General features: G+C 68.6%; 10 protein-coding genes. 3 read left to right on the forward strand and 7 right to left on the reverse strand.

Annotated elements, in window-relative coordinates; genetic code table 11:
- Window positions 1-23: 23 nt before the first annotated feature.
- Window positions 24-1037, forward strand: coding sequence for a VOC family protein (locus tag MSG_RS17620; protein WP_096441562.1), 1014 nt, complete (start codon window positions 24-26; stop codon window positions 1035-1037).
- Window positions 1038-1056: 19 nt separating this feature from the next.
- On the opposite strand, the gene MSG_RS17625 is transcribed toward MSG_RS17620, so the two are convergent.
- The 4 genes from MSG_RS17625 to MSG_RS17645 all read right to left on the reverse strand — a co-directional run bounded on the left by MSG_RS17625 (window position 1057) and on the right by MSG_RS17645 (window position 13313).
- The gene (locus MSG_RS17625; RefSeq protein ID WP_096441564.1) at window positions 1057-2382 is read right to left on the reverse strand and encodes a dipeptidase; all 1326 of its coding nucleotides are present in this window, start codon (window positions 2380-2382) and stop codon (window positions 1057-1059) included.
- A gap of 23 nt (window positions 2383-2405) precedes the next feature.
- Window positions 2406-2804 (reverse strand): holo-ACP synthase AcpS, encoded by a 399-nt coding sequence (gene acpS, locus MSG_RS17630; protein WP_096441566.1) that lies wholly within the window; start codon window positions 2802-2804, stop codon window positions 2406-2408.
- 28 nt (window positions 2805-2832) lie between these two features.
- Window positions 2833-12084, reverse strand: a complete 9252-nt coding sequence (locus MSG_RS17635; protein ID WP_096441568.1) for a type I polyketide synthase — start codon at window positions 12082-12084, stop codon at window positions 2833-2835.
- Window positions 12085-12593: 509 nt separating this feature from the next.
- The gene (locus MSG_RS17645; RefSeq protein ID WP_096441570.1) at window positions 12594-13313 is read right to left on the reverse strand and encodes a DUF1906 domain-containing protein; all 720 of its coding nucleotides are present in this window, start codon (window positions 13311-13313) and stop codon (window positions 12594-12596) included.
- 168 nt (window positions 13314-13481) lie between these two features.
- On the opposite strand from MSG_RS17645, the gene MSG_RS17650 reads away from it, so the two are divergent.
- Window positions 13482-14618 (forward strand): aromatic ring-hydroxylating oxygenase subunit alpha, encoded by a 1137-nt coding sequence (locus MSG_RS17650; protein ID WP_096441572.1) that lies wholly within the window; start codon window positions 13482-13484, stop codon window positions 14616-14618.
- A gap of 8 nt (window positions 14619-14626) precedes the next feature.
- Here the strand turns inward: MSG_RS17650 and MSG_RS17655 are convergent, their stop codons facing one another.
- Window positions 14627-15961 carry a lipocalin-like domain-containing protein gene (locus tag MSG_RS17655; protein ID WP_096441574.1) on the reverse strand — a complete coding sequence of 445 codons (1335 nt, stop codon included), beginning with the start codon at window positions 15959-15961 and terminating at the stop codon, window positions 14627-14629.
- A 108-nt stretch (window positions 15962-16069) separates the two neighbouring features.
- Here MSG_RS17655 and MSG_RS17660 point away from each other — a divergent pair, with 108 nt between their 5' ends.
- Window positions 16070-17542: an aldehyde dehydrogenase gene (locus tag MSG_RS17660; protein WP_096441576.1), complete on the forward strand. Its 1473-nt coding sequence runs from the start codon at window positions 16070-16072 to the stop codon at window positions 17540-17542.
- Between the two features lie 3 nt (window positions 17543-17545).
- On the opposite strand, the gene MSG_RS17665 is transcribed toward MSG_RS17660, so the two are convergent.
- Both MSG_RS17665 and MSG_RS17670 read right to left on the reverse strand, forming a co-directional pair.
- A complete protein-coding gene (locus tag MSG_RS17665; RefSeq protein ID WP_096441578.1) occupies window positions 17546-17992 on the reverse strand; it encodes a MaoC/PaaZ C-terminal domain-containing protein in 447 nt (148 codons plus the stop codon).
- Window positions 17989-18495: a MaoC family dehydratase gene (locus MSG_RS17670; RefSeq protein ID WP_232011306.1), complete on the reverse strand. Its 507-nt coding sequence runs from the start codon at window positions 18493-18495 to the stop codon at window positions 17989-17991. The genes MSG_RS17665 and MSG_RS17670 overlap by 4 nt, the downstream gene beginning before the upstream one ends.
- Window positions 18496-18530: the final 35 nt, after the last annotated feature.

The following is an 18530-nucleotide window of genomic DNA, read 5'->3' on the forward strand; positions in this document are numbered from 1 at the left end:
ACCGCAACGGATCAGGGATCATAATGTCCACCACTCAACACCCTTCGGTGTTCGGCAACGCGCATCTGGGTTACGTCGTAATCGAAACCAGCAAGATCAACGACTGGAAGCGGTTCGGCCGTGACGCGATCGGCATGCACCTCGACGAGATGGCGCCCGACACCGTCCGGTTCCGCCTCGACGACAACGAATGTCGCGTGCTGCTGCGCCGGGGCCCGGCGGAGGACGTCGTCGCGCTGGGTTGGCAGCTGGACGGCCATGCGACGTTCGACGAGATCGGTCGACGCGTCGCCGACCACGGGGTGCCCAGCGTCGAGGGCAACGATGAAGAGGCGAAGCTGCGCGGAGTCGAGCGCTTCCTGCAGTTCCCCGGACCCAACGGGCTCGGCCAGGAGATCTACACCGTCGCCCGTATCGCGCCGCTGTCCCTGGACATACCGGGCAGCGGATTCGTCACCGGAGCAGGCGGAATGGGCCACGTCGCCCTCACCACCAAGAGGCCACACGAAGTACGCGGCTACTACAGTCACGTCTTCGACGCCCGGCTCTCGGACTACATCGACGAAACCATCAGCGGGATGAGGTTCAAAATCCGGTTTCTGCGGGTCAACGAGCGACACCACTCGATTGCGATTGCGTCGGTGAATGCGTTGCCGATCAACCCGATCCGCACTCGCGTCCAACACGTCAACGTTCAGGTCGCCACGCTCGACGACATGGTGGCCTCCTACCAGCGGGTGAAGGAACTGGGGTTCGGCATGGCCCTTTCGGTCGGCCAGCACACCAACGACAAGGAGCTGTCCTACTACGCGTCGACGCCGTCGGGGTTCGAATGGGAGGTGGGATGGAACCCGATCGTCGTCGACGAAGCCACCTGGAGCCCCACCACGCACAGGGGAATCAGCATCTGGGGGCATGCGCCGGAAGGGCAAACCGTGATCGCCAAGCTCGACCAGTTTGCAACGGCCGCGCGCTCCTTACTGCAGCGGGAGGATACGGTCGGGGCGCTTAGCGCACCCGGAATCTCCGATGACTAGCAGTGGCTTCGACCCGTCCTCAGGCCAGGTTGGCCAGCAGCAGTGCCTCGGCGATCGCGGCGCGTTCCAGCACACCGAGATGCAGGCTCTCGTTGATGCTGTGCGCCTGGCTGGCCGGGTCTTCGACGCCGGTCACCAGAATCTTGGCCTGCGGGAACGCCTCGGCGAACTCGGCGATGAACGGGATCGAACCGCCCATGCCCATGTCGATCGGGTCGACGCCCCACGCCTGGCGAAACGCCGCGCGCGCCGCGTCGTAGACCGGCCCGGTGGCGTCGATGGCGTAGGGCTCGCCGACGTCGCCGGGGATGACGTCGACGTGCGCGCCCCACGGCGTGTGCTGCCGCAAATGGGTGGTCAGCGCGCCCAAGTGCGCCGCGGCGTCCCCGCCAGGCGCCACCCGCATGCTGATCTTGGCGCGGGCCCGCGCGATCAGCGTGTTCGACGCCTTTTCGATGGGCGTGGTGTCGATGCCGATCACCGTGATGGCCGGTTTGGCCCACAGCCGCTGCGGCGCCGAACCCGAGCCGATCTCGGACACCCCGTCCAGCAGCCCCGAGTCGGCGCGCACCCGCTCGGGCGGGTAATCGACTTCGGCCGCCGTGCTCTCGTGCAGCCCGGCCACCGCCACATTGCCGTCGGCGTCGTGCAGGCTGGCCAGCAGCCGCACCAGCACGCTGAGCGCGTCGGGAACCACACCGCCCCAGATGCCCGAGTGCAGCCCGTGGTCGAGCGTGGCGACCTCGACCACGCAGTCGACCAGGCCGCGCAGCGTGACCGTCAGCGCCGGAATCTCGGTGCTCCAGTTGTCGGAGTCGGCGATGACGATGACGTCGGCGGCCAGCACGTCGCGGTGCGCGGCGAGCAGGCGTCCCAACGACGGCGAGCCGGATTCCTCTTCGCCCTCGACGAATACGGTCACCCCGACCGGCGGTTGGCCGCCGTGCGCCCGGAACGCCGCCAAATGCGTCGCGATACCGGCCTTGTCGTCGGCACTGCCCCGGCCGTAGAGCCGGCCGTCGCGCTCGACCGGCTCGAAGGGTGCTGAGAGCCATTGGCTGCGGTCGCCTTCGGGCTGCACGTCGTGGTGCGCGTACAGCAGCACGGTCGGCGCGCCGGGCGGCACCGGGTGGTGGGCGATGACCGCGGGCGCCCCGCCCTCGCTGACGATGCGGACGTCACCAAAACCCGCCTGGGACAACAGGTCCGCGACCGCCTGCGCGCTGCGGCGCACCTCGTCGCGCCGGCCGGGATCGGCCCACACCGACTCGATGCGCACCAGATCCTCGAGATCTCGCCGGACCGACGGCAACACGTCGCGCACGCGCTCAACCAGATCGCTCATGGGCTCGAGGCTAGTCGAGTGATTCAGCCCTCGGTCGTCTCGAGGATGGCCACCGCGGCCGCGGTGTCCCCCTCGTGCGTCAGCGACACGTGGATCGTCACGTCGGCCAGATGCTTGGCGATGTCGCCGGTCAGCCGCACCCGGGGCCGTCCCCACATGTCGGTGACGACCTCGATGTCGCGGTGGATGTCCTCGCGCAACACGGGCCGCTGCGAGAACCGCGACCCGGACCACGCCTTGATCACGGCTTCCTTCGCCGCCCAGCGCGCTGCCAGGTGACGCGCCGCCGACGAGCTCTTGTCCGACGCGTCACGGCGCTCACCAGGGGTGAAGGTCTCGGAGAACGCGGTGCCCGGTTGGTCGACCTGCTCGGCGAAATCCGGGATGGAGACGAGGTCGATCCCCACTCCGACGATGCCCATGGCGAGCCAGGCTAACTTATCGACGGAGTCATTCGGCAGCGACCCCATAGGCCTCGTCTTCACCGAGCCGGGCGTCCGCGCTCAGCAGCATCGCGGCCTCCTGGCGCTTCTCCGGCAGGTCGTGATCGAAGCGGCGGTCCGGCGGGCGCTGGTACAGCGGCTCGCCGCCGGCGATCGCCGACACCAGGCGGCGCTGCCCGGCCAGAAGGCGGGCGTCAGCACGCCGCTGATAGTCCTCGCGCTGCTCGGGGTCGAGCGCGGCGATGAACGCCTGCGGGTGCACCAGCGCGACAAGACCGGACACGTGGCCGAACCCTAGGCTGGTCAGCATGCCCGCCTTCAGCGGGAAGTTCCCGCCGAGGCGCAGCGTGTCGCGCACCCAGACAAAGTGCGCCGAACCGGCCAGTTCGTCGTCGACGCAATCCAGGCTGCGGTTGGGCGGGATCACGCCGTCGCGCAGTATCTGGCACAGCCCCATCATCTGGAAGACCGCCGCGCCGCCCTTGGCGTGGCCGGTGAGGCTCTTTTGCGACACGATGAATAGCGGGGCGCCCTCGGAGCGGCCCAGCGAGTCGGCGAGGCGCTCGTGCAGCTCGGTTTCGTTGGGGTCGTTGGCCAGCGTCGAGGTGTCGTGCTTGGAGATCACCGCGATGTCGTCGGCGCCGACGCCCAGCCGGGCGAGCTCGCGTGCCAGCGGCGATTCCTTGCCGCCCCGGCCCGCGCCGAGCGCGCCCAATCCCGGGGCCGGGATCGAGGTGTGCACGCCGTCGCCGTAGGACTGTGCGAAGGCCACCACCGCCAGCACCGGCAAGCCCATCTTGAGCGCCAGGTCGCCACGCGCCAGCAGGATGGTGCCACCGCCCTGGGCCTCGACGAAGCCCAGGCGGCGCCGGTCGTTGGCGCGGGAGAACTTCGAGTCGTGGATGCCGCGGTTGCGCATCATCTGGGTGTCGGCGGTGGCCGACATGTCACCGAAGCCGATGATGCCTTCCAGTGTCAGATCGTCGATGCCGCCAGCCACCACCAGCTCGGCCTTGCCGAGCTTGATCTTGTCGACGCCCTCTTCGACCGACACCGCGGCCGTCGCGCACGCGGCCACCGGGTGAATCATCGACCCGTAGCTACCGATGTAGGACTGAACCACGTGCGCGGCAACGATATTCGGCAGCACTTCCTGGAAGATGTCGTTGGGCTTGTTACGGCCCAGCAGGTTTCCGTGGTACATCGTCTGCATCGAGCTGCCGCCACCCATGCCGGTACCCATGGTGTTGGCCACCAGGCTCGGGTGCACGTAGCGCATCACCTCGGCGGGGCTGAAGCCCGCGGTCAGGAACGCGTCGACGGTGGCGACGATGTTCCACACCGCCAGCCGGTCGATAGAGCTGAGCATGTCCTGGCTGATGCCCCACACGGTGGGGTCGAAGCCGGTCGGGACCTGCCCGCCGACCACGCGCGACAGCTTGTTCTTGCGCGGTACGCGAATCTCGGTGCCGGCCTTGCGGATGACCTGCCAGTCACTGGAGTCGGGCACCGGCCGGATCACGGTGTGCTCGGGGTCGAATTCGGCGAATGCACGGGCGTCGGCCTCCGAGGACACGACGAACGCGAAGTCCTTGTCGAGGAACACCGACACCAGCAGCGGCGACGCGTGGTCGGGATCGATCGAGCCGTCGTCGACGAACTCCCGAATACCGCAACGCTCCACGATGGTGTCGTGGTAGCGCTCGACCAGCTCGGCCTCGTCGACCAGATCACCGGAAGCCGTGTCGTACCAACCCGGTTGGGGGTCGTCTTCCCAGCGGATCAGACCGGTGGTCCAGGCCAGCTCGAGCACGCCGGCCGCCGACAGCTCGTTGTCGACCTCCATCTCGAAGCGGGTGCGCGAGGAGCCGTAGGGACCGAGTTCGGCGCCGCCGACGATCACCACCAGATCGGCCGGGTCGACGTCGAGGTCGTCCCATTCCGGAGGCGGCGCCGGGGTGAAGCCGCGCGGCGGGGACGGCAGCGCGGCGATGGTGCCCTCGGCAGTGGTGTCCTCGGCGGCTTCTTCACCGGGGGTGGCCTGCTCGCGCGCCTTGGCCGCCAGCTCGGCCATGTCGAGGTTGGCCTCGCCGAGCCCGCCGGTCAGGTCCGCCTCGATCGGCTTGCCTGCCGCGGCCACCTTTGATTCCACGTCGCACAGGCCCAGCAGCATCGCGGCCATCTCGTCGGTCGAGTAGGTTGTGACGCCGGCCTCCTCGACCGCGTCGACGATCGCGTCGTTGTGGCCCATCAGCCCGGTGCCGCGGGTCCAGCCGATCAGCGCGTGCGCCAGGCTGACCCGGGCCGCCCACGAGGCCTCGGCGTGCCAGCGGCTCACCAGGGCGTCCAGCGCGGATTTGGCCTCGCCGTAGGCGCCGTCGCCGCCGAACATGCCGCGGTTGGGCGAGCCGGGCAGCACGACATGCAACCGCGACGCGATGTCGCGCTCGGCGCCGATCTTCGACAGGCCGCCGACCAGTCGCTGCACGGCCCACAGCAGGACCTTCATCTCCATCTCCGAGCGCGAGCCGGCCTCGGAGAGGTCACCGGCCACCCGCGGTGCCGCGAACGGGAACAACAGCGTGGGGGTCTGCGCGTCCTTGATGTGAATCGACTGCGGCCCAAGGCTTTCGGACTGCTCGGTGCCGACCCACTCGATGAGCGCGTCGATGTCGGAGTAGGACGCCATGTTGGCGGGCACCACCCACAGCGCGGCACCGTAGCGGGCGTGGTCGCGGTACAGCGCCCGGTAGAACGCCAGCCGCTCATCGTCGAGCTTGGAGGTCGTGGCGATCACGGTCGCACCGCCGTCCAGCAGCCGCGCCACCACCGAGGCCGCGATCGAACCCTTGGAAGCGCCTGTCACCACGGCGACTTCGCTGCTGTAGTGACCCGGGTCCGGGTTCTCGGCACCCGCGGCGATGCGGCCGTACAGCGACGCGTGGATCTGGCGACCCGCGGCCAGCGACTTACCCTGCCACCAAGTGGCCTGGGTGGCGACGACGTGCCCGGCGCCCTCAAACCGCTCCGAGAGCCGCAGCCAGTCGGCGTCGATGTCACCCTCTTCGGTCAGCCACAGCTTGACCAGGTCCTCGCGGGCGCTGGCCCAGCGGTCGTCGAACACGACCGCCTTGCGGGCGTCGAACACCGGCGACACCAGACGCGGCCAGTCCGCGCCCAGTTCGGCGGTGACCAAGTCGATGAGCTCGGCGTCGGTGGATGCCGCTGACGCGCTGACCGGGTCGTCGTGGCCCAGCTGGCCCAGGATCAGGCGGGCGGCCGAGGCGAGCACGCCGTCGCGACCGGTGATCTGGTCGGTGAATTCGCTCAGCGCGGCCGCGTCGACGGTCGCACCGCCACCGCCGCCCGCCGAGGGCAGCGCCACCGAGATCCCGCGGCGTGCGGCGACCGCGGCGACCGCGGCGTCGATGACCTTGTCGACAGAAGCGGCGTCGGCCAGCGCACCCTCGTGCAGGTGGCCCATCGCGCCGCCGCGCACGCTGGTGCCCTCGCGGGTGCCGAGCGCGACCTCGATGGTGACGTGCTTGGCCCATCCCTCGCCAAGCTCCCAGGTCTTGGTGACCCGCTCGGTGATGGCGGCCGGCCGCTTGCCGGACGGCCCGAAGACCGTGCGCAGCTGGTCATTGATCGCATCGGAAAGCACTGGGCCGTAAGGCTTGTAGGTGCGCGCCAGCTTGGTCACCTGCGAGCGCAGCCCGGCCAGGTCGGCCTCGGCCGCACCGTCGATGGCACCGAGGTTCAACTCCGAACCCAGGTCGACCAGCAGCTGGTTGCGGCGCGACGACGCGCCGTCGGTGATGGACTCGATCGAGTCGAGTTCTTCGATCTGGTCGATGCGCATCTTGGCCGACAGCGCGATCAGCGCCAAAGTCGCGTCGGCGGCGTCGAATCCGATGTCCTCGGGGCGTGGAGCACCTGACGGAGCTCCGGCGGGAACCGGAGCGACGGCTGGGGCGACATCAGACACGGGCGCGCTGTCCGTTGCCGCCGGCGCGTCATCGACCTCGGGCTCCGGCTCGGGGTCGGTATCGGTGGCGAACAGCACCGCGGCGTCGCGCTCGGCGTTGAGCACTTCCACTGTGCTGTGCGCGTATTCGGGCAGCTTGAGGGTGTTGGTGGCCAGCCCGGCGACGGTCGGCGACGTCTTGACGCCGATCTCGACCAGCCGCTCCACACCGAGGCCACCCGCGGCCTCCTCGATGAACAGCAGGTCCTGGGTTTCGATCCAGCGCACCGGGCTGGCGAACTGCCATGCCAGCAGCTCGATGAAGACCGTGCGCGCCATCTCGTTGCGCCGGTCACGAAGCCAGGTGTCGTAGTCGGCGAGGATCGGGTCGAGCGGCTCGGCGGGCACCAGATCCCGGATCTCCTGGATGAAGTCGCGGTCCAAGGTGAACGGCCGCGGCACCAGGTTCGGGATGTAGCGCCCGATGATCAAACCGGGGTCCGCGTCGCGCGGCATGACCCGCTCCAACGACCGGCGGAAGTCGGCCACGCCTACCCGCAACACGCGGGAATGGAACGGCACGTCGATGCCGGGCACCAGGATGAACGAGCGCTTGCCGCCGGAGATCTCGCGACGCCGCTCCACCTCGGCTTCCAACTCTTCCAGGCCGCGCACCGTGCCGGCAATCGCGTACTGCGAGCCGCGCAGGTTGAAGTTCACGATCTCCAGGAATTCACCAGTGCGCTCGGCGATTTCGGCGACGAAGTCGGTGACTTCGTCGTCGGGCAGGTCGATCTGCGACGGGCGGATAGCCGCCAACCGGTAGTTGGACCGGCCCAGCTCGTCGCGCGGCACGATGTCGTGCATCTTCGAGCCGCGGTGAAACACCATCTCCAGCAAGGCTTCCAGCTTGTAGATGCCCGTCACGCAGGCCAGCGCGGTGTACTCACCGACGGAGTGGCCGCAGGCGATGGCGTCTTCGACGAAGGCGCCCTGCTCGCGCATCTCGGCGACCTGGGCCGCGGCTACCGTCGCCATCGCGACCTGGGTGAACTGCGTCAGGTAGAGGACGCCCTCGGGGTGGTGGTAGTGCACGCCGCTGGCGATGATGCTGGTCGGGTTGTCGCGCACCACGTGCAGCACCGAGAAACCCAGCGTGTCGCGGGTGAACTTGTCGGCGGTGTCCCACACCTTGCGGGCGGCCTTGGACCGGGCCCGCACCTCCATGCCCATGCCTTTGTGCTGGATGCCTTGACCGGGGAACGCGTAGACCGTCCTGGGCGCGGCCAGTCGCGCGGTGGCCGACATCACCAGGTCGGTTCCGATCTTGGCGGTGATCTCCAAAACCTCTGCACCCTGGTCGATTCCGACGCGGTCGACCCGGAAGTCGACCTGATCGTCGGGGCGGACCATGCCCAGGAACCGCGCGGTCCAGCCGACCAGCCGCGCCGGCGGCCGGGCCTGGCCGTCGGTGGCGGTCACCGCGTGCTGCGCGGCCGCCGACAGCCACATGCCGTGCACGATCGGCGTTTCCAGACCGGCCAGCAGCGCGGCGGCCTTGTCCGTGTGGATCGGGTTGTGGTCACCGGACACCACCGCGAACGGGCGCATGTCGACCGGCGCGGTGAGCGTGACGTCGCGCCGGCGCCGGCGCGGGGTGTCGGTCGCGTTCTCCGACATCGCGCCGCCGGCCCGGACCGGGTCGGCGAGTTCGGCGGTACCGGTGCGGCCGAGGATCGCGAACCGTTCGGCGAGGGCGGCGATCGCGACACCGTCGGGGCCCGTCACCGTGACCGAGACCGGGACGACCCGGCCCAGGTCGGTGTCGATGGCCGCCGCAGCCGTTGCGGTGACGGTCAATTGGGCAGGTTCTGCCGGCAGCGTGCCGACCAGGTGGGCGGCGTGGTCCAGGTGTACCAGGCTCAGCAGGCCCTCGACCACCGGGACGCCGGCCTCGGTGACCGCCGCTCCGATGGTCGCGAAGACCGCCGGCCAGCAATGGCCGACCAGCGCGTCGGGCACGGTGGTCAGGCTGGGCGCCAGGCGCTCGCCGAAGGTCGCCGTCACCCCGGTGTGGTCGGCGACGCGCTCGGGGTCCCAATCCACCGTCACGGTCGTGGTCCCGTCGGTGACCGTCGGGAGGAATTCCGGCCCGTCTACGCCGGCGGCGATCGCCAGCACCGCACGCATGGCGGCGGTGGCGTCGTCGGTGGAGACAACCGGGATGCCGCCGTCAACGGTGTTGGCGTGCAACGTGAACGGAATGTCGATCCAGACACCCGAGATCGGCACGGACAAAACGACCTGCTCATTGCCGGACTCGCCGGGCTGGACCTGCAGCCGCGCGCCGGTGGAAGAGTGTGTGGCGCGCAGACTTTCGGATCCTTCAGAGCCTTCGTGCACCAGCCAGTCGCCCGGCTCGGCGATGCGGTGCACCGGGTTGGTGGTGGTGCGCCCGGCCCACAGCACATCCGGGGCGTCGAGCACCACGGCCAGCGGCCCCGTCACGTCGGGGCGGCCCAGGCGGCGCGACCGGACGGGCTTCGGCTCGGCACCGGATCCCAGCACCTCGTCGATGGCGGCTTGCTCGAAGCGATCGAGCAGTTCACCGACAGGCTCGTCGATCCGGGTGATGCCGGCGACCGCGGCGGTACCCGGGATGATGCAGACCTGGTCGGCGTCGTAGCGCGCGTCGTGCGCCTGCCACAGCGAGTCGCTGCGCCACCAGCGCCGCACATCCTTGTCGATGACGGGAACGAAATTGACGGGCTTACCCAGCGTCTTGCACAACGTGACGAAGAACGGCACGTCCGCGGGGTGCAGCACGACGGTCTCGGCATCCGGGTAGGCAGCGAGCAGCGCGGTGATGGCCGCCTCCGGGTTCTCCAGCAGGGCCTCGTCGGCGAACAGCGTGTCGATGGGGCCATGGTCCTGCGCGTGCAGCCGCGCCTCGGCGCGCTGCAGCATCTGCTGGAACCGGTCGCGCCAGGTGTCAGCCAGCCACGGGCTGCCCGGAGACGCAGTGTCGGCGGTCGAGTCGCCCTCCCCGATGGCCAGCTCGACGTAGCGGCGCAGCCACTGCAGGTAGGTCATCTCCTTGACGTCACCGAAGTAGGGCTTGGCGGTGTTGGCCATCGCCGCAATGATCTCGTCGCGGCGCTCGGCGACGGCGTCGGCGTCACCGGCGACCTCGTCGAGCAGCCGGCCGCAGCGCGAGGCCGAGTTGTCGATCTCGTGGATGTCCGCGCCGAGCTGGCTGCGGCTGGAAGCCATGCCGCCCTGCGCTTTTCCGGCGCCGATCCACTGATCGGTGCCGGTGGTCTCGACCAGCATCCGCTTGACCGACGGCGACGTGGTCGCCTCGAGGGTGGCCATCGCCGCGGTGCCCACCAGGATGCCGTCGATCGGCATCGACGGGAAGCCGTAGGCCTGCGACCAGCGCCCGGACAGGTATTCAGCCGCCCGCTCGGGGGTGCCGATGCCGCCGCCGACACAGACGGTGATGTTCGGCCGCGACCGCAGCTCCGAGTACGTCGCCAGCAGCAGGTCGTCGAGGTCTTCCCAGGAGTGGTGACCACCGGCGCGCCCGCCCTCGATGTGCACGATCACCGGCTTGGTGGGCGCCTCGGTGGCGATCCGGATGACCGCGCGGATCTGCTCGATGGTGCCGGGCTTGAACACGACGTGGCTGATGCCGACGTCGTTGAGCTCGTCGATCAGCTCGACGGCTTCCTCGAGGTCCGGGATGCCCGCGCTGATCACCAGCCCGTCGATGGCCGCGCCGGACTGGCGGGCCTTTTGCACCAGGCGCTTGCCGCCGACCTGCAGCTTCCACAGGTACGGGTCCAGGAACAACGTGTTGAACTGGTAGGTGCGGCCGAGCTCGAGCAGACCGGACAGCTGCTCGATGCGGTCGGCGAAGATTTCCTCGGTCACCTGGCCGCCGCCGGCCAGCTCCGCCCAGTGCCCGGCGTTGGCCGCGGCGGCGACGATCTTGGCGTCGACGGTGGTGGGCGTCATCCCGGCGAGCAGGATCGGCGACCGCCCGGTCAGCCGGGTGAACTTGGTGGACAGCTTGATCCGGCCATCGGGCAGGCGCACCACGGTCGGGGCGTAGCTCGACCAGGCCCGGGCCACCTCAGGCGTGGCGCCGACGGTGAACAGGTTGCGCTGCCCGCCGCGGGTCGCGGCCGGCACGATGCCGACGCCCAGACCGCGGATGACCGGCGCAGTCAACCGGGTGAGGATGTCGCCGGGACCCAGGTCCAGGATCCAGCGCGCGCCGGCGTCGTGCACCCGGGTGATCTCTTCGACCCAGTCGACGCCGCTGACCAGGATGGCGTCGGTCAGTTGCCGCGCCAATTCGACGTCGAGGCCGACCTTCTCGGCCCAGTTACCGACGATGTCGATGCCGTCGGCCAGCCGCGGCGTGTGGAAGCCCACCTCCACCCGAACGGGGTCGAACACCGGCGCGAAGACGTCGCCGCCGCGCAGCTTGTTCTTGCGGTCGGCCTCTTCTTTCTCGGAGATCTGCTGGCAGTACAGCTCGAAGCGGGACAGCTGCTCGGGCGTTCCGGTGATGACGACCGAGCGCCGGCCGTTGCGGATGGACAGCACCGGCGGCAGCACGGTCCGCACGTCCTGGGCGAACTCGTCGAGCAGGTGGCGGATGCGCTCGGGGTCGGCGTTGGTGACCGACACCATCGGCGAGCGGTCGCCCAGGACGGAGATGCCGCGGCGACGGGCCACCAGCGTTCCGGCGGCGCCGATCAGCTGCGCCATCGCCAGCAGTTCGACGTCGCGGGCACCGGCGGCGTTCAACGCCTCCACGGCCAGCACGCCCTGGGAGTGCCCGGCCACCGCCACCGGCGGCGTCTCGACGAGGTCCAGGCCCTGGCGGCTCAGCGCCCGGATCGCCGCGATCTGGGTGAGCAGCACCCCGGGCACCGACACCGCCGCGGAGGTCAGGTGCTTGTCCGACGGAACCGGGTCCTCGGCGGCCAGCGCACGCACCCACCGCAGCGGGTCGAAACCGATCGGACGCACCACGACCAGTTCCTTGGCCACCGGCTCCAGCAGCAGCTCGACCTCGCCGACCACCGTCGCCAGGTCGGTCTCGATGCCGGCCGAGGAGACCAGCTCTTCCAGCGTCTCCAGCCAGGCACTGCCCTGGCCGCCGAATGCGACTGCGTACGGTTCGCCGGCCGTCAGACGGTCGACCAGAGCGTGGGTGCTGTGCGGACCACTTCCGTCGCGGTCAGCGGACACCCGGCCATGCTCATAGATCGTCACGTTCTGTATCTCCCTGTATGCGTCTTTTCGTCTCGGTTCGGATTCCGCAGTGAATCGCAGCCACAAAGCCGGTGACCGGTGAGTCGTCGGTGGGCCACTTAGGTAAGCCGTGCGGCGCGGCCGACTCGATCGGCTGCACTAAGAGTGTCATAAGGATTCGTGAGCTTTTGGCGTGCTGATCGGTTACTGGTGAGTTCTACGCGCGGGTAACCGTGTCGTGGGTAACACCGGGATTAACCGCGCCCGCGGGCGTCCCGAACAAACGTCCTGCATGCAGGTGGTTACGGTCGAGTAGCTATAACTTCGCTGATCAAGGCGGCATTGTTATCAAATCGTTACGTGAAAATTTTCCACATCGCGCCGCGCGAGACGCAACGTCTACGACGCGCTCGCGGGGGAGCCGGCGTCCGCGGCGCGCGGCGGACGGCGAACGAGTGTTTGCTGGAGCGCGGGCCGGGGCGGCGCGAGCCCGGCCGGCCGTCGCGAAGGTCTATAGGCCTGACTGCAGCTCAGGTCCACTGCCCGAACTGGGGCTTGAGGATCTCGTTGATGTCCACACCGACCCCGCCGACGCTGCGCTTATCGATCTCGACCTGGTGCAGATGCGCGGCCGGGTGGGCGTATCCCTTGGGCGATCCCCAGTTGTGCTGCCAGAAGTAGGAGCCCAGGCCGTCGTGCAGCGCCCAGTCGATGGTCTTCGAGTTGGCGTAAACACCCGTCCGCTGGTGTCCGATCACCGATTCCCACGCCCGCAGGTAGGGCGCGACCTGGTTTTTGTACTGCTCGTAGGTCGGGTCGTCGTCGATCGAGGCGTAAATCGGGGCGGTGGCGGGGCCGCCGGCCGCGGCGTGCAGCTGTTCGCCGCGCTGCGCGTGCTGCTGACCGGCGCTGGCGCCGCCCAGCCAGTCCGACGTGCTGCCCTTGCCGTACTGGTAGCAGGACACGATTTTCAGGCCGTTGCTGTTGAGATCGCGCGCCTCGGAGACCCCGATGGGCTTGCCCAGCATCCAATTGCCGCCCGGCCGGCGATCGGAGACGTACCGGATCGACCCGACGGCACCGGCGGCCCGGATCTGGCTGGCGGGGATCACCCCGGCCGCGTAGTCCAACAGGGTGCCGAGCGACGCCGAGGCGGGTGCGGCGCGCAGCGACGACGCCGCGACGCCCAGCCCGACCAGGGCCGGGGTCGCGGCGGCGAATCTCAGCACGTCACGGCGGCTAAACGACACATGCGAAAGGGTACGGCAGAAACCCCATTAGACACATCAGCAACAGTGGTTACATCTGCATCACACTTTGTTTAGCGCCAACCAGACGGCGCGCGGCTGGGTCATTATTGTTAACTTTATAAAGTTAGCGTCCGGAGGGATCAACCATTCGACCGCAGGGGGCCGCCGATGGATCGTGACCAGCTTGTCGACCTGACCCGGCGCGCCTTGAAGCTGGCGCGCGACAAGACCACGGACCTGGCGCCCGGGCAGCACCGGGTCGAAGCGCGGGACTACGCCTCCGTCGAGCGCCACCACCTCGACCGGGCGCTGATGCTGGCCAGCCCGCAGCTGGTCGGCTACGTCTCCGAGCTCGCCGGTCCCGGCGCGTACTGCACCAAGACGGTGATGGGCCGGTCCATCCTGCTGACCCGAACGACCGACGGCTCGGTCCGGGCATTCGACAACGTCTGTCTGCACCGGCAATCGCAACTGGTGACGGGGTGCGGCACCGCCAAGCGATTCACCTGTCCTTATCACGCCTGGACCTACGACAACAGCGGCACGCTGGTCGGCCTGCCCGGCCGGGAGGGCTTCCCGGATATGACCGTCAAGTCCGCCGGGCTGAACGAGCTGGCGGCCGCCGAGTTCGCCGGGTTCCTCTGGGTGGCCTTGGCGCCGGGTGCGACGCTGGACGTCGCCGCGCATCTGGGACCGCTCGCCGAAGAGCTCGACTCGTGGGGCATCGGGCGCTGGTCCCCGTTGGGCGAGAAGGTGCTCGACTCCCCGATCAATTGGAAACTGGCCGTCGACACCTTCGCCGAGAACTACCACTTCGCCACCGTGCACCGCGACACCTTCGCCACCATCGCCCGCAGCAACTGCACGGTGTTCGACGCCTTCGGACCGCACCACCGACTGATCTTTCCGCTGAAGGCGATTCTCGACCTACAGGACGTGCCCGAAGAGCAATGGGATCCGTTCCACAATATGGTCGTGATCTACGCGCTGTTTCCCAACATCGTGCTGTCGGTGACGATCGCCAACGGCGAGCTGTTCCGCATTTACCCCGGCGACGAACCGGGACGGTCGATCACCGTGCACCAGAACTCGACGCCGCTGGACCTCTCCGACGAATCGGTGGCCGCCGGTGCGCAGGCCGTCTTCGAATACGCGCACGCGACCGTGCGCGACGAGGACTACCGGCTGGTCGAGGGTCTACAGGCCAACCTCGAGTCGGGTGCTCGCGATCATCTGGTGTTCGGGCGCAACGAACCGGGACTACAGCACCGCCACCTGACGTGGGCCAGGGCGCTGGGCGGCTAAGCCCGCCATCAGCCTTCGGACAGCACCGCGATCAGATCACCGAAAAGCGTTGCCAGCGTGTCATTTTGCACGGGCATCGCACCGGTCAGCAGCGTCACAGCTTCACCGCGGCGGCCGCCGGCGACCAGCGGCGCCAGCTGATCGACCACCGATTGCAAGCCGGAATCGACGTCGGCCACGGTGGTGGCCAGCACCTCGACCAGCTCCCAGTCCCGGTACAGCGCCAGCGAGCGCTCGTTGAACGCGAAACCGGTCACCGGCTTGCCCCACAGCGTCCCGCTGTAGCGGTACGGGCCCTCCATGTATTCGATGGGCAGGCCGTGCGCGGGGGCGGCCACCAACGGCTCCCCGATCAAGTCGAGTTGCATTGCGGCGCAGGTGATCCGGTGCCGATCCGGCAGGTAGCGGGCCGGGGCAGGAGGACGCAGCAGTGGCCGCACGCTCTCCGGCCAGCGCACGTAGCTGCTGACCGTGACCTCGACGTCCTCGGCGCATTGCGGCGCCATGTCCGGGTCCGGGTAACTCATGGTCACTCCGGTAAACGGTTGCAGCGCATTGCCGTTCACGCGGTCGAACTGCCGCCAGATGCTCACATCGACACCATTGTCGAAATTGATGGTGCGCCACTCGTGCGACCGGGCCCGCGGGTCTCCCCCGGATCCCCCGCCGCCGGCATACTTGGGAAACCACTGCCGGTCCACGTGCCCGGAGTCGCCGCTGACCTGCTCGACCACGTCACCCCACCGCAGGGTGCCCGTCATCGCCATGCCGGTCTGGAAGTAGGAGTAGGTATCGGGTTGGCCGAAGCAGGCGATCTTGCCGTTGTAGGTCGACGCGCCCAGCGGAGTCGGCGGCCGGGTGGGGGTGACGACGAGGTCCAGCCGCATCGAGCGCCCCTGCTGGTCCCGGCCCACCAGGCTGATCCGATAGGTGTAGGGCAGTAGTTGCCCGTCGCCGTCCAGGCAGGTGGTCCACGACGCGGTGCCGGCGCTGCTCCGGTAGCTGATGTCGAGATGGCCTGCGGCCATGGACATCTTGCGCTGCGTTCCCGGCTCCATGTTCTTCGGCGGGATGTCGTAATCGGTGTAGGTGCCGTAATCGCCGGTGTCGAGGTCGAACAACGCCATCGTGTAGAAATCGGCGACGAACGTCCCGCCGGGTTGGTTCTTGTTGAAGATGGTCAGAAAGGCAAACGACCGGTCGCTCTCGGCGGCCCGCAGCTGCCCGGCGATGAACCAGGTGTCGGACTCCTGGTCTGGATGCTCACCCTCGGCGGCCGGAAAGTCCAGCTGGGGATCGCCGGGCACCAATTGAAACGGGTAACGGCGCCAATCGTTTGTCATGCCAACCTCGTCTCGCCGAACTGAGTGACAGCCTGGGTCTTTTTTCGCTATGTTAGCGTCAATAGCGAATTTACGGTCATGCTCCACCCTTCCGTAGGAAGTGCTCCGATGACAGACAATTCCGGCCACCGTTCCTATGACGAGTTGTTCGTGGGAGGGCAATGGCGCAAGCCCGCCAATCCGCAGCAGCTGGCCGTCATCTCGCCCCACTCCGAAGAGCCGATCGGGCACGTCCAAGTGGCCGGCCCCGAGGACGTCGAAGCCGCCGTGGCGACCGCGCGCCGCGCTTTCGACCACGGCCCCTGGCCGCGGTTGACGCACGCCGAGCGGATGGCCAAAGTCGAAGAGCTGGCCGCCATTTACGCCGGACACGTCGACGAGATGGCCGACCTGATCACCGACGAGATGGGGTCGCCGCGCAGCTTCAGCCGGATGGGTCAGGGGGCGGCCGCGGCGGCGATGATTCACCTCACGCTTGCCGCGGCCCGGGAATTCCCCTGGGCCGAGCGCCGCCAGGGTGTGCTCGGCGAGGTGCACCTGCACCGGGCCCCGGTCGGGGTGGTCGGGGCGATCGTGCCGTGGAATGTGCCGCAATTCCTGATCATGCCCAAGCTGATCCCGGCGCTGATCGCGGGCTGCACGGTCATCATCAAGCCCGCCCCCGAAACGCCCTTGGACGCTTTGTGGCTCGCCGAGATGATCGAACAGCTCGACCTCCCGGACGGGGTGGTGTCGGTGCTGCCCGGCGGCACCGATGTGGGCGAGGCACTGGTGCGCCACGCGGGTGTCGACAAGATCGCGTTCACCGGCTCCAGCGCCGTCGGGCGCCGCATCGCCGCCCTGTGTGGCGAACAGCTCAAACGGGTGAGCCTGGAACTCGGCGGCAAGTCGGCGGCAATCGTCCTCGACGACGCGGACTTCGGCAAGACGGTGGCCGGACTGAAGTCGGCCAGCCTGATGAACAACGGGCAAGCCTGCGTCGCGCAGACCCGAATCCTGGTCAGCGAGCAGCGCCATGACGAGTTCGTCGACGCGTTGGCCGGCATGATGTCGGGGCTGAACGTCGGAGACCCCACCGACGAGACCACCGACATCGGCCCCCTTTTCGCCCAGCGGCATCAACGCCAGGTCCAGGAGTACATCCGGTCCGGGCAGAGCGAGGGCGCCCGCATCGTGCTCGGCGGCCTGAACACCGGCGAAGAGCGCGGCTGGTACGTGCGCCCGACGCTGTTCGTCGATGCCACCAACGACATGCGCATCGCCCGCGAGGAGATTTTCGGCCCGGTGTTGACCGTGCTGCGCTACCGCGACGAAGAGGACGCGCTGCGCATCGCCAACGAAAGCGACTACGGGCTGGCCGGTTCGGTGTGGACCGCGGACATCGCCCACGGCCTCGAGATCGCCGCCCGAGTGCGGGCCGGCACTTACGGCATCAACATGTACACGCTCGACATCGGCAGCCCGTTCGGCGGTTTCAAGCACTCGGGCATCGGACGCGAGTTCGGGCCCGAAGGCCTCGACGAATACGTGGAGCTGCAGACCGTGATCGCCGGCGGAAAGATGCCCCCGCTGAACGACTGAGCGTCAAGGGTTTTCGGGCACCTGCAGGGTGAGTTCGACCGGGCAGCACAGCGCGCCGTACTGGTTGGTGATTTCGAGTTGAATGTCGACCAGGCAGCGCGGCGGATCCACCGAGTCGTCGCGGCGCTTGGCCACCGCGCGGCCGCGGCCGATCATCGTGTCACCGGCATACACCGACGCGGCCAGCCGCAGGGATCGGCGCACCACGCGGCTGCGCGGGCCCGCCCAGTCGGTCGCGACGCGGTCGGCAAAGCCGGCCAGGTGCATGGTGTTGAGGTAAATCGTTGGATTGCCCTGGCTTTGGGCGTAATTCGGGTCGAAATGTCCGGGGAAGTAATCCCAGGTGGCCCCGGCGTTCTCGACCACTCGCTGATAGCTGATGTGGTCGACTACCTCGGGCAGCTCGACGGGAACGGTGATCTCGTCCCAGTTGAGGTCCGCACCGCTCACCCCGGCGTCCCGGGGGTGAAGCGCAACAAGGTGTTGCGGCAGGTGGCGACGACGGCTCCGTCCTGACGGCGATAGGTCTCCAGCGTCTCGACGAAATGGCCTACGCCCAGCCGGGTTTGCTTCTCCGGCGACACCGACACCAGCTCCTCGACGGCGGTGAGCAGATCGCCCTCGACGATGGGATGCACGAACTCGACCTCGTTGGCCGCGTTGATGAAGGTAGTGCCGGGCAATGGCACGCGCAGGACGATCGACACCGTCGGCGGCCGGCCACCCGGCTGCCAGGGCGGAGATATCAGCCATCCCATCAACAGGGCCGGCGGGGCCGCCAGGCCGCCCCAGGTCCGCCGCGCGAATTCGGGATCCCAATACGAGCGATTGCCGTCGCGGACCATGGCGGCGAATAGCTGGATGCGCGCCGCGCTGACCGGTGTCGCCGCGGTGCGCGGCGGGGTTGCCTGCCCCACCATCCGCAGCGCGTCCTCGTAGCTGCCAAAGGCCATTTGGTAGCTGCGGTCGGAATCCACGTAGCGCGCCC

Source organism: Mycobacterium shigaense (genome assembly GCF_002356315.1).
GTDB lineage: Bacteria > Actinomycetota > Actinomycetes > Mycobacteriales > Mycobacteriaceae > Mycobacterium > Mycobacterium shigaense.

Bases quoted from the DNA above. Each gene is read 5' to 3' on its own strand.
- MSG_RS17655 (WP_096441574.1), bottom strand. From the start codon at position 15,961: ATGACAAACGATTGGCGCCGTTACCCGTTTCAATTGGTGCCCGGCGAT.
- MSG_RS17650 (WP_096441572.1), top strand. From the start codon at position 13,482: ATGGATCGTGACCAGCTTGTCGACCTGACCCGGCGCGCCTTGAAGCTG.
- MSG_RS17620 (WP_096441562.1), top strand. From the start codon at position 24: ATGTCCACCACTCAACACCCTTCGGTGTTCGGCAACGCGCATCTGGGT.
- MSG_RS17625 (WP_096441564.1), bottom strand. From the start codon at position 2,382: ATGAGCGATCTGGTTGAGCGCGTGCGCGACGTGTTGCCGTCGGTCCGG.
- acpS (WP_096441566.1), bottom strand. From the start codon at position 2,804: ATGGGCATCGTCGGAGTGGGGATCGACCTCGTCTCCATCCCGGATTTC.
- MSG_RS17660 (WP_096441576.1), top strand. From the start codon at position 16,070: ATGACAGACAATTCCGGCCACCGTTCCTATGACGAGTTGTTCGTGGGA.
- MSG_RS17670 (WP_232011306.1), bottom strand. From the start codon at position 18,495: ATGGCCTTTGGCAGCTACGAGGACGCGCTGCGGATGGTGGGGCAGGCA.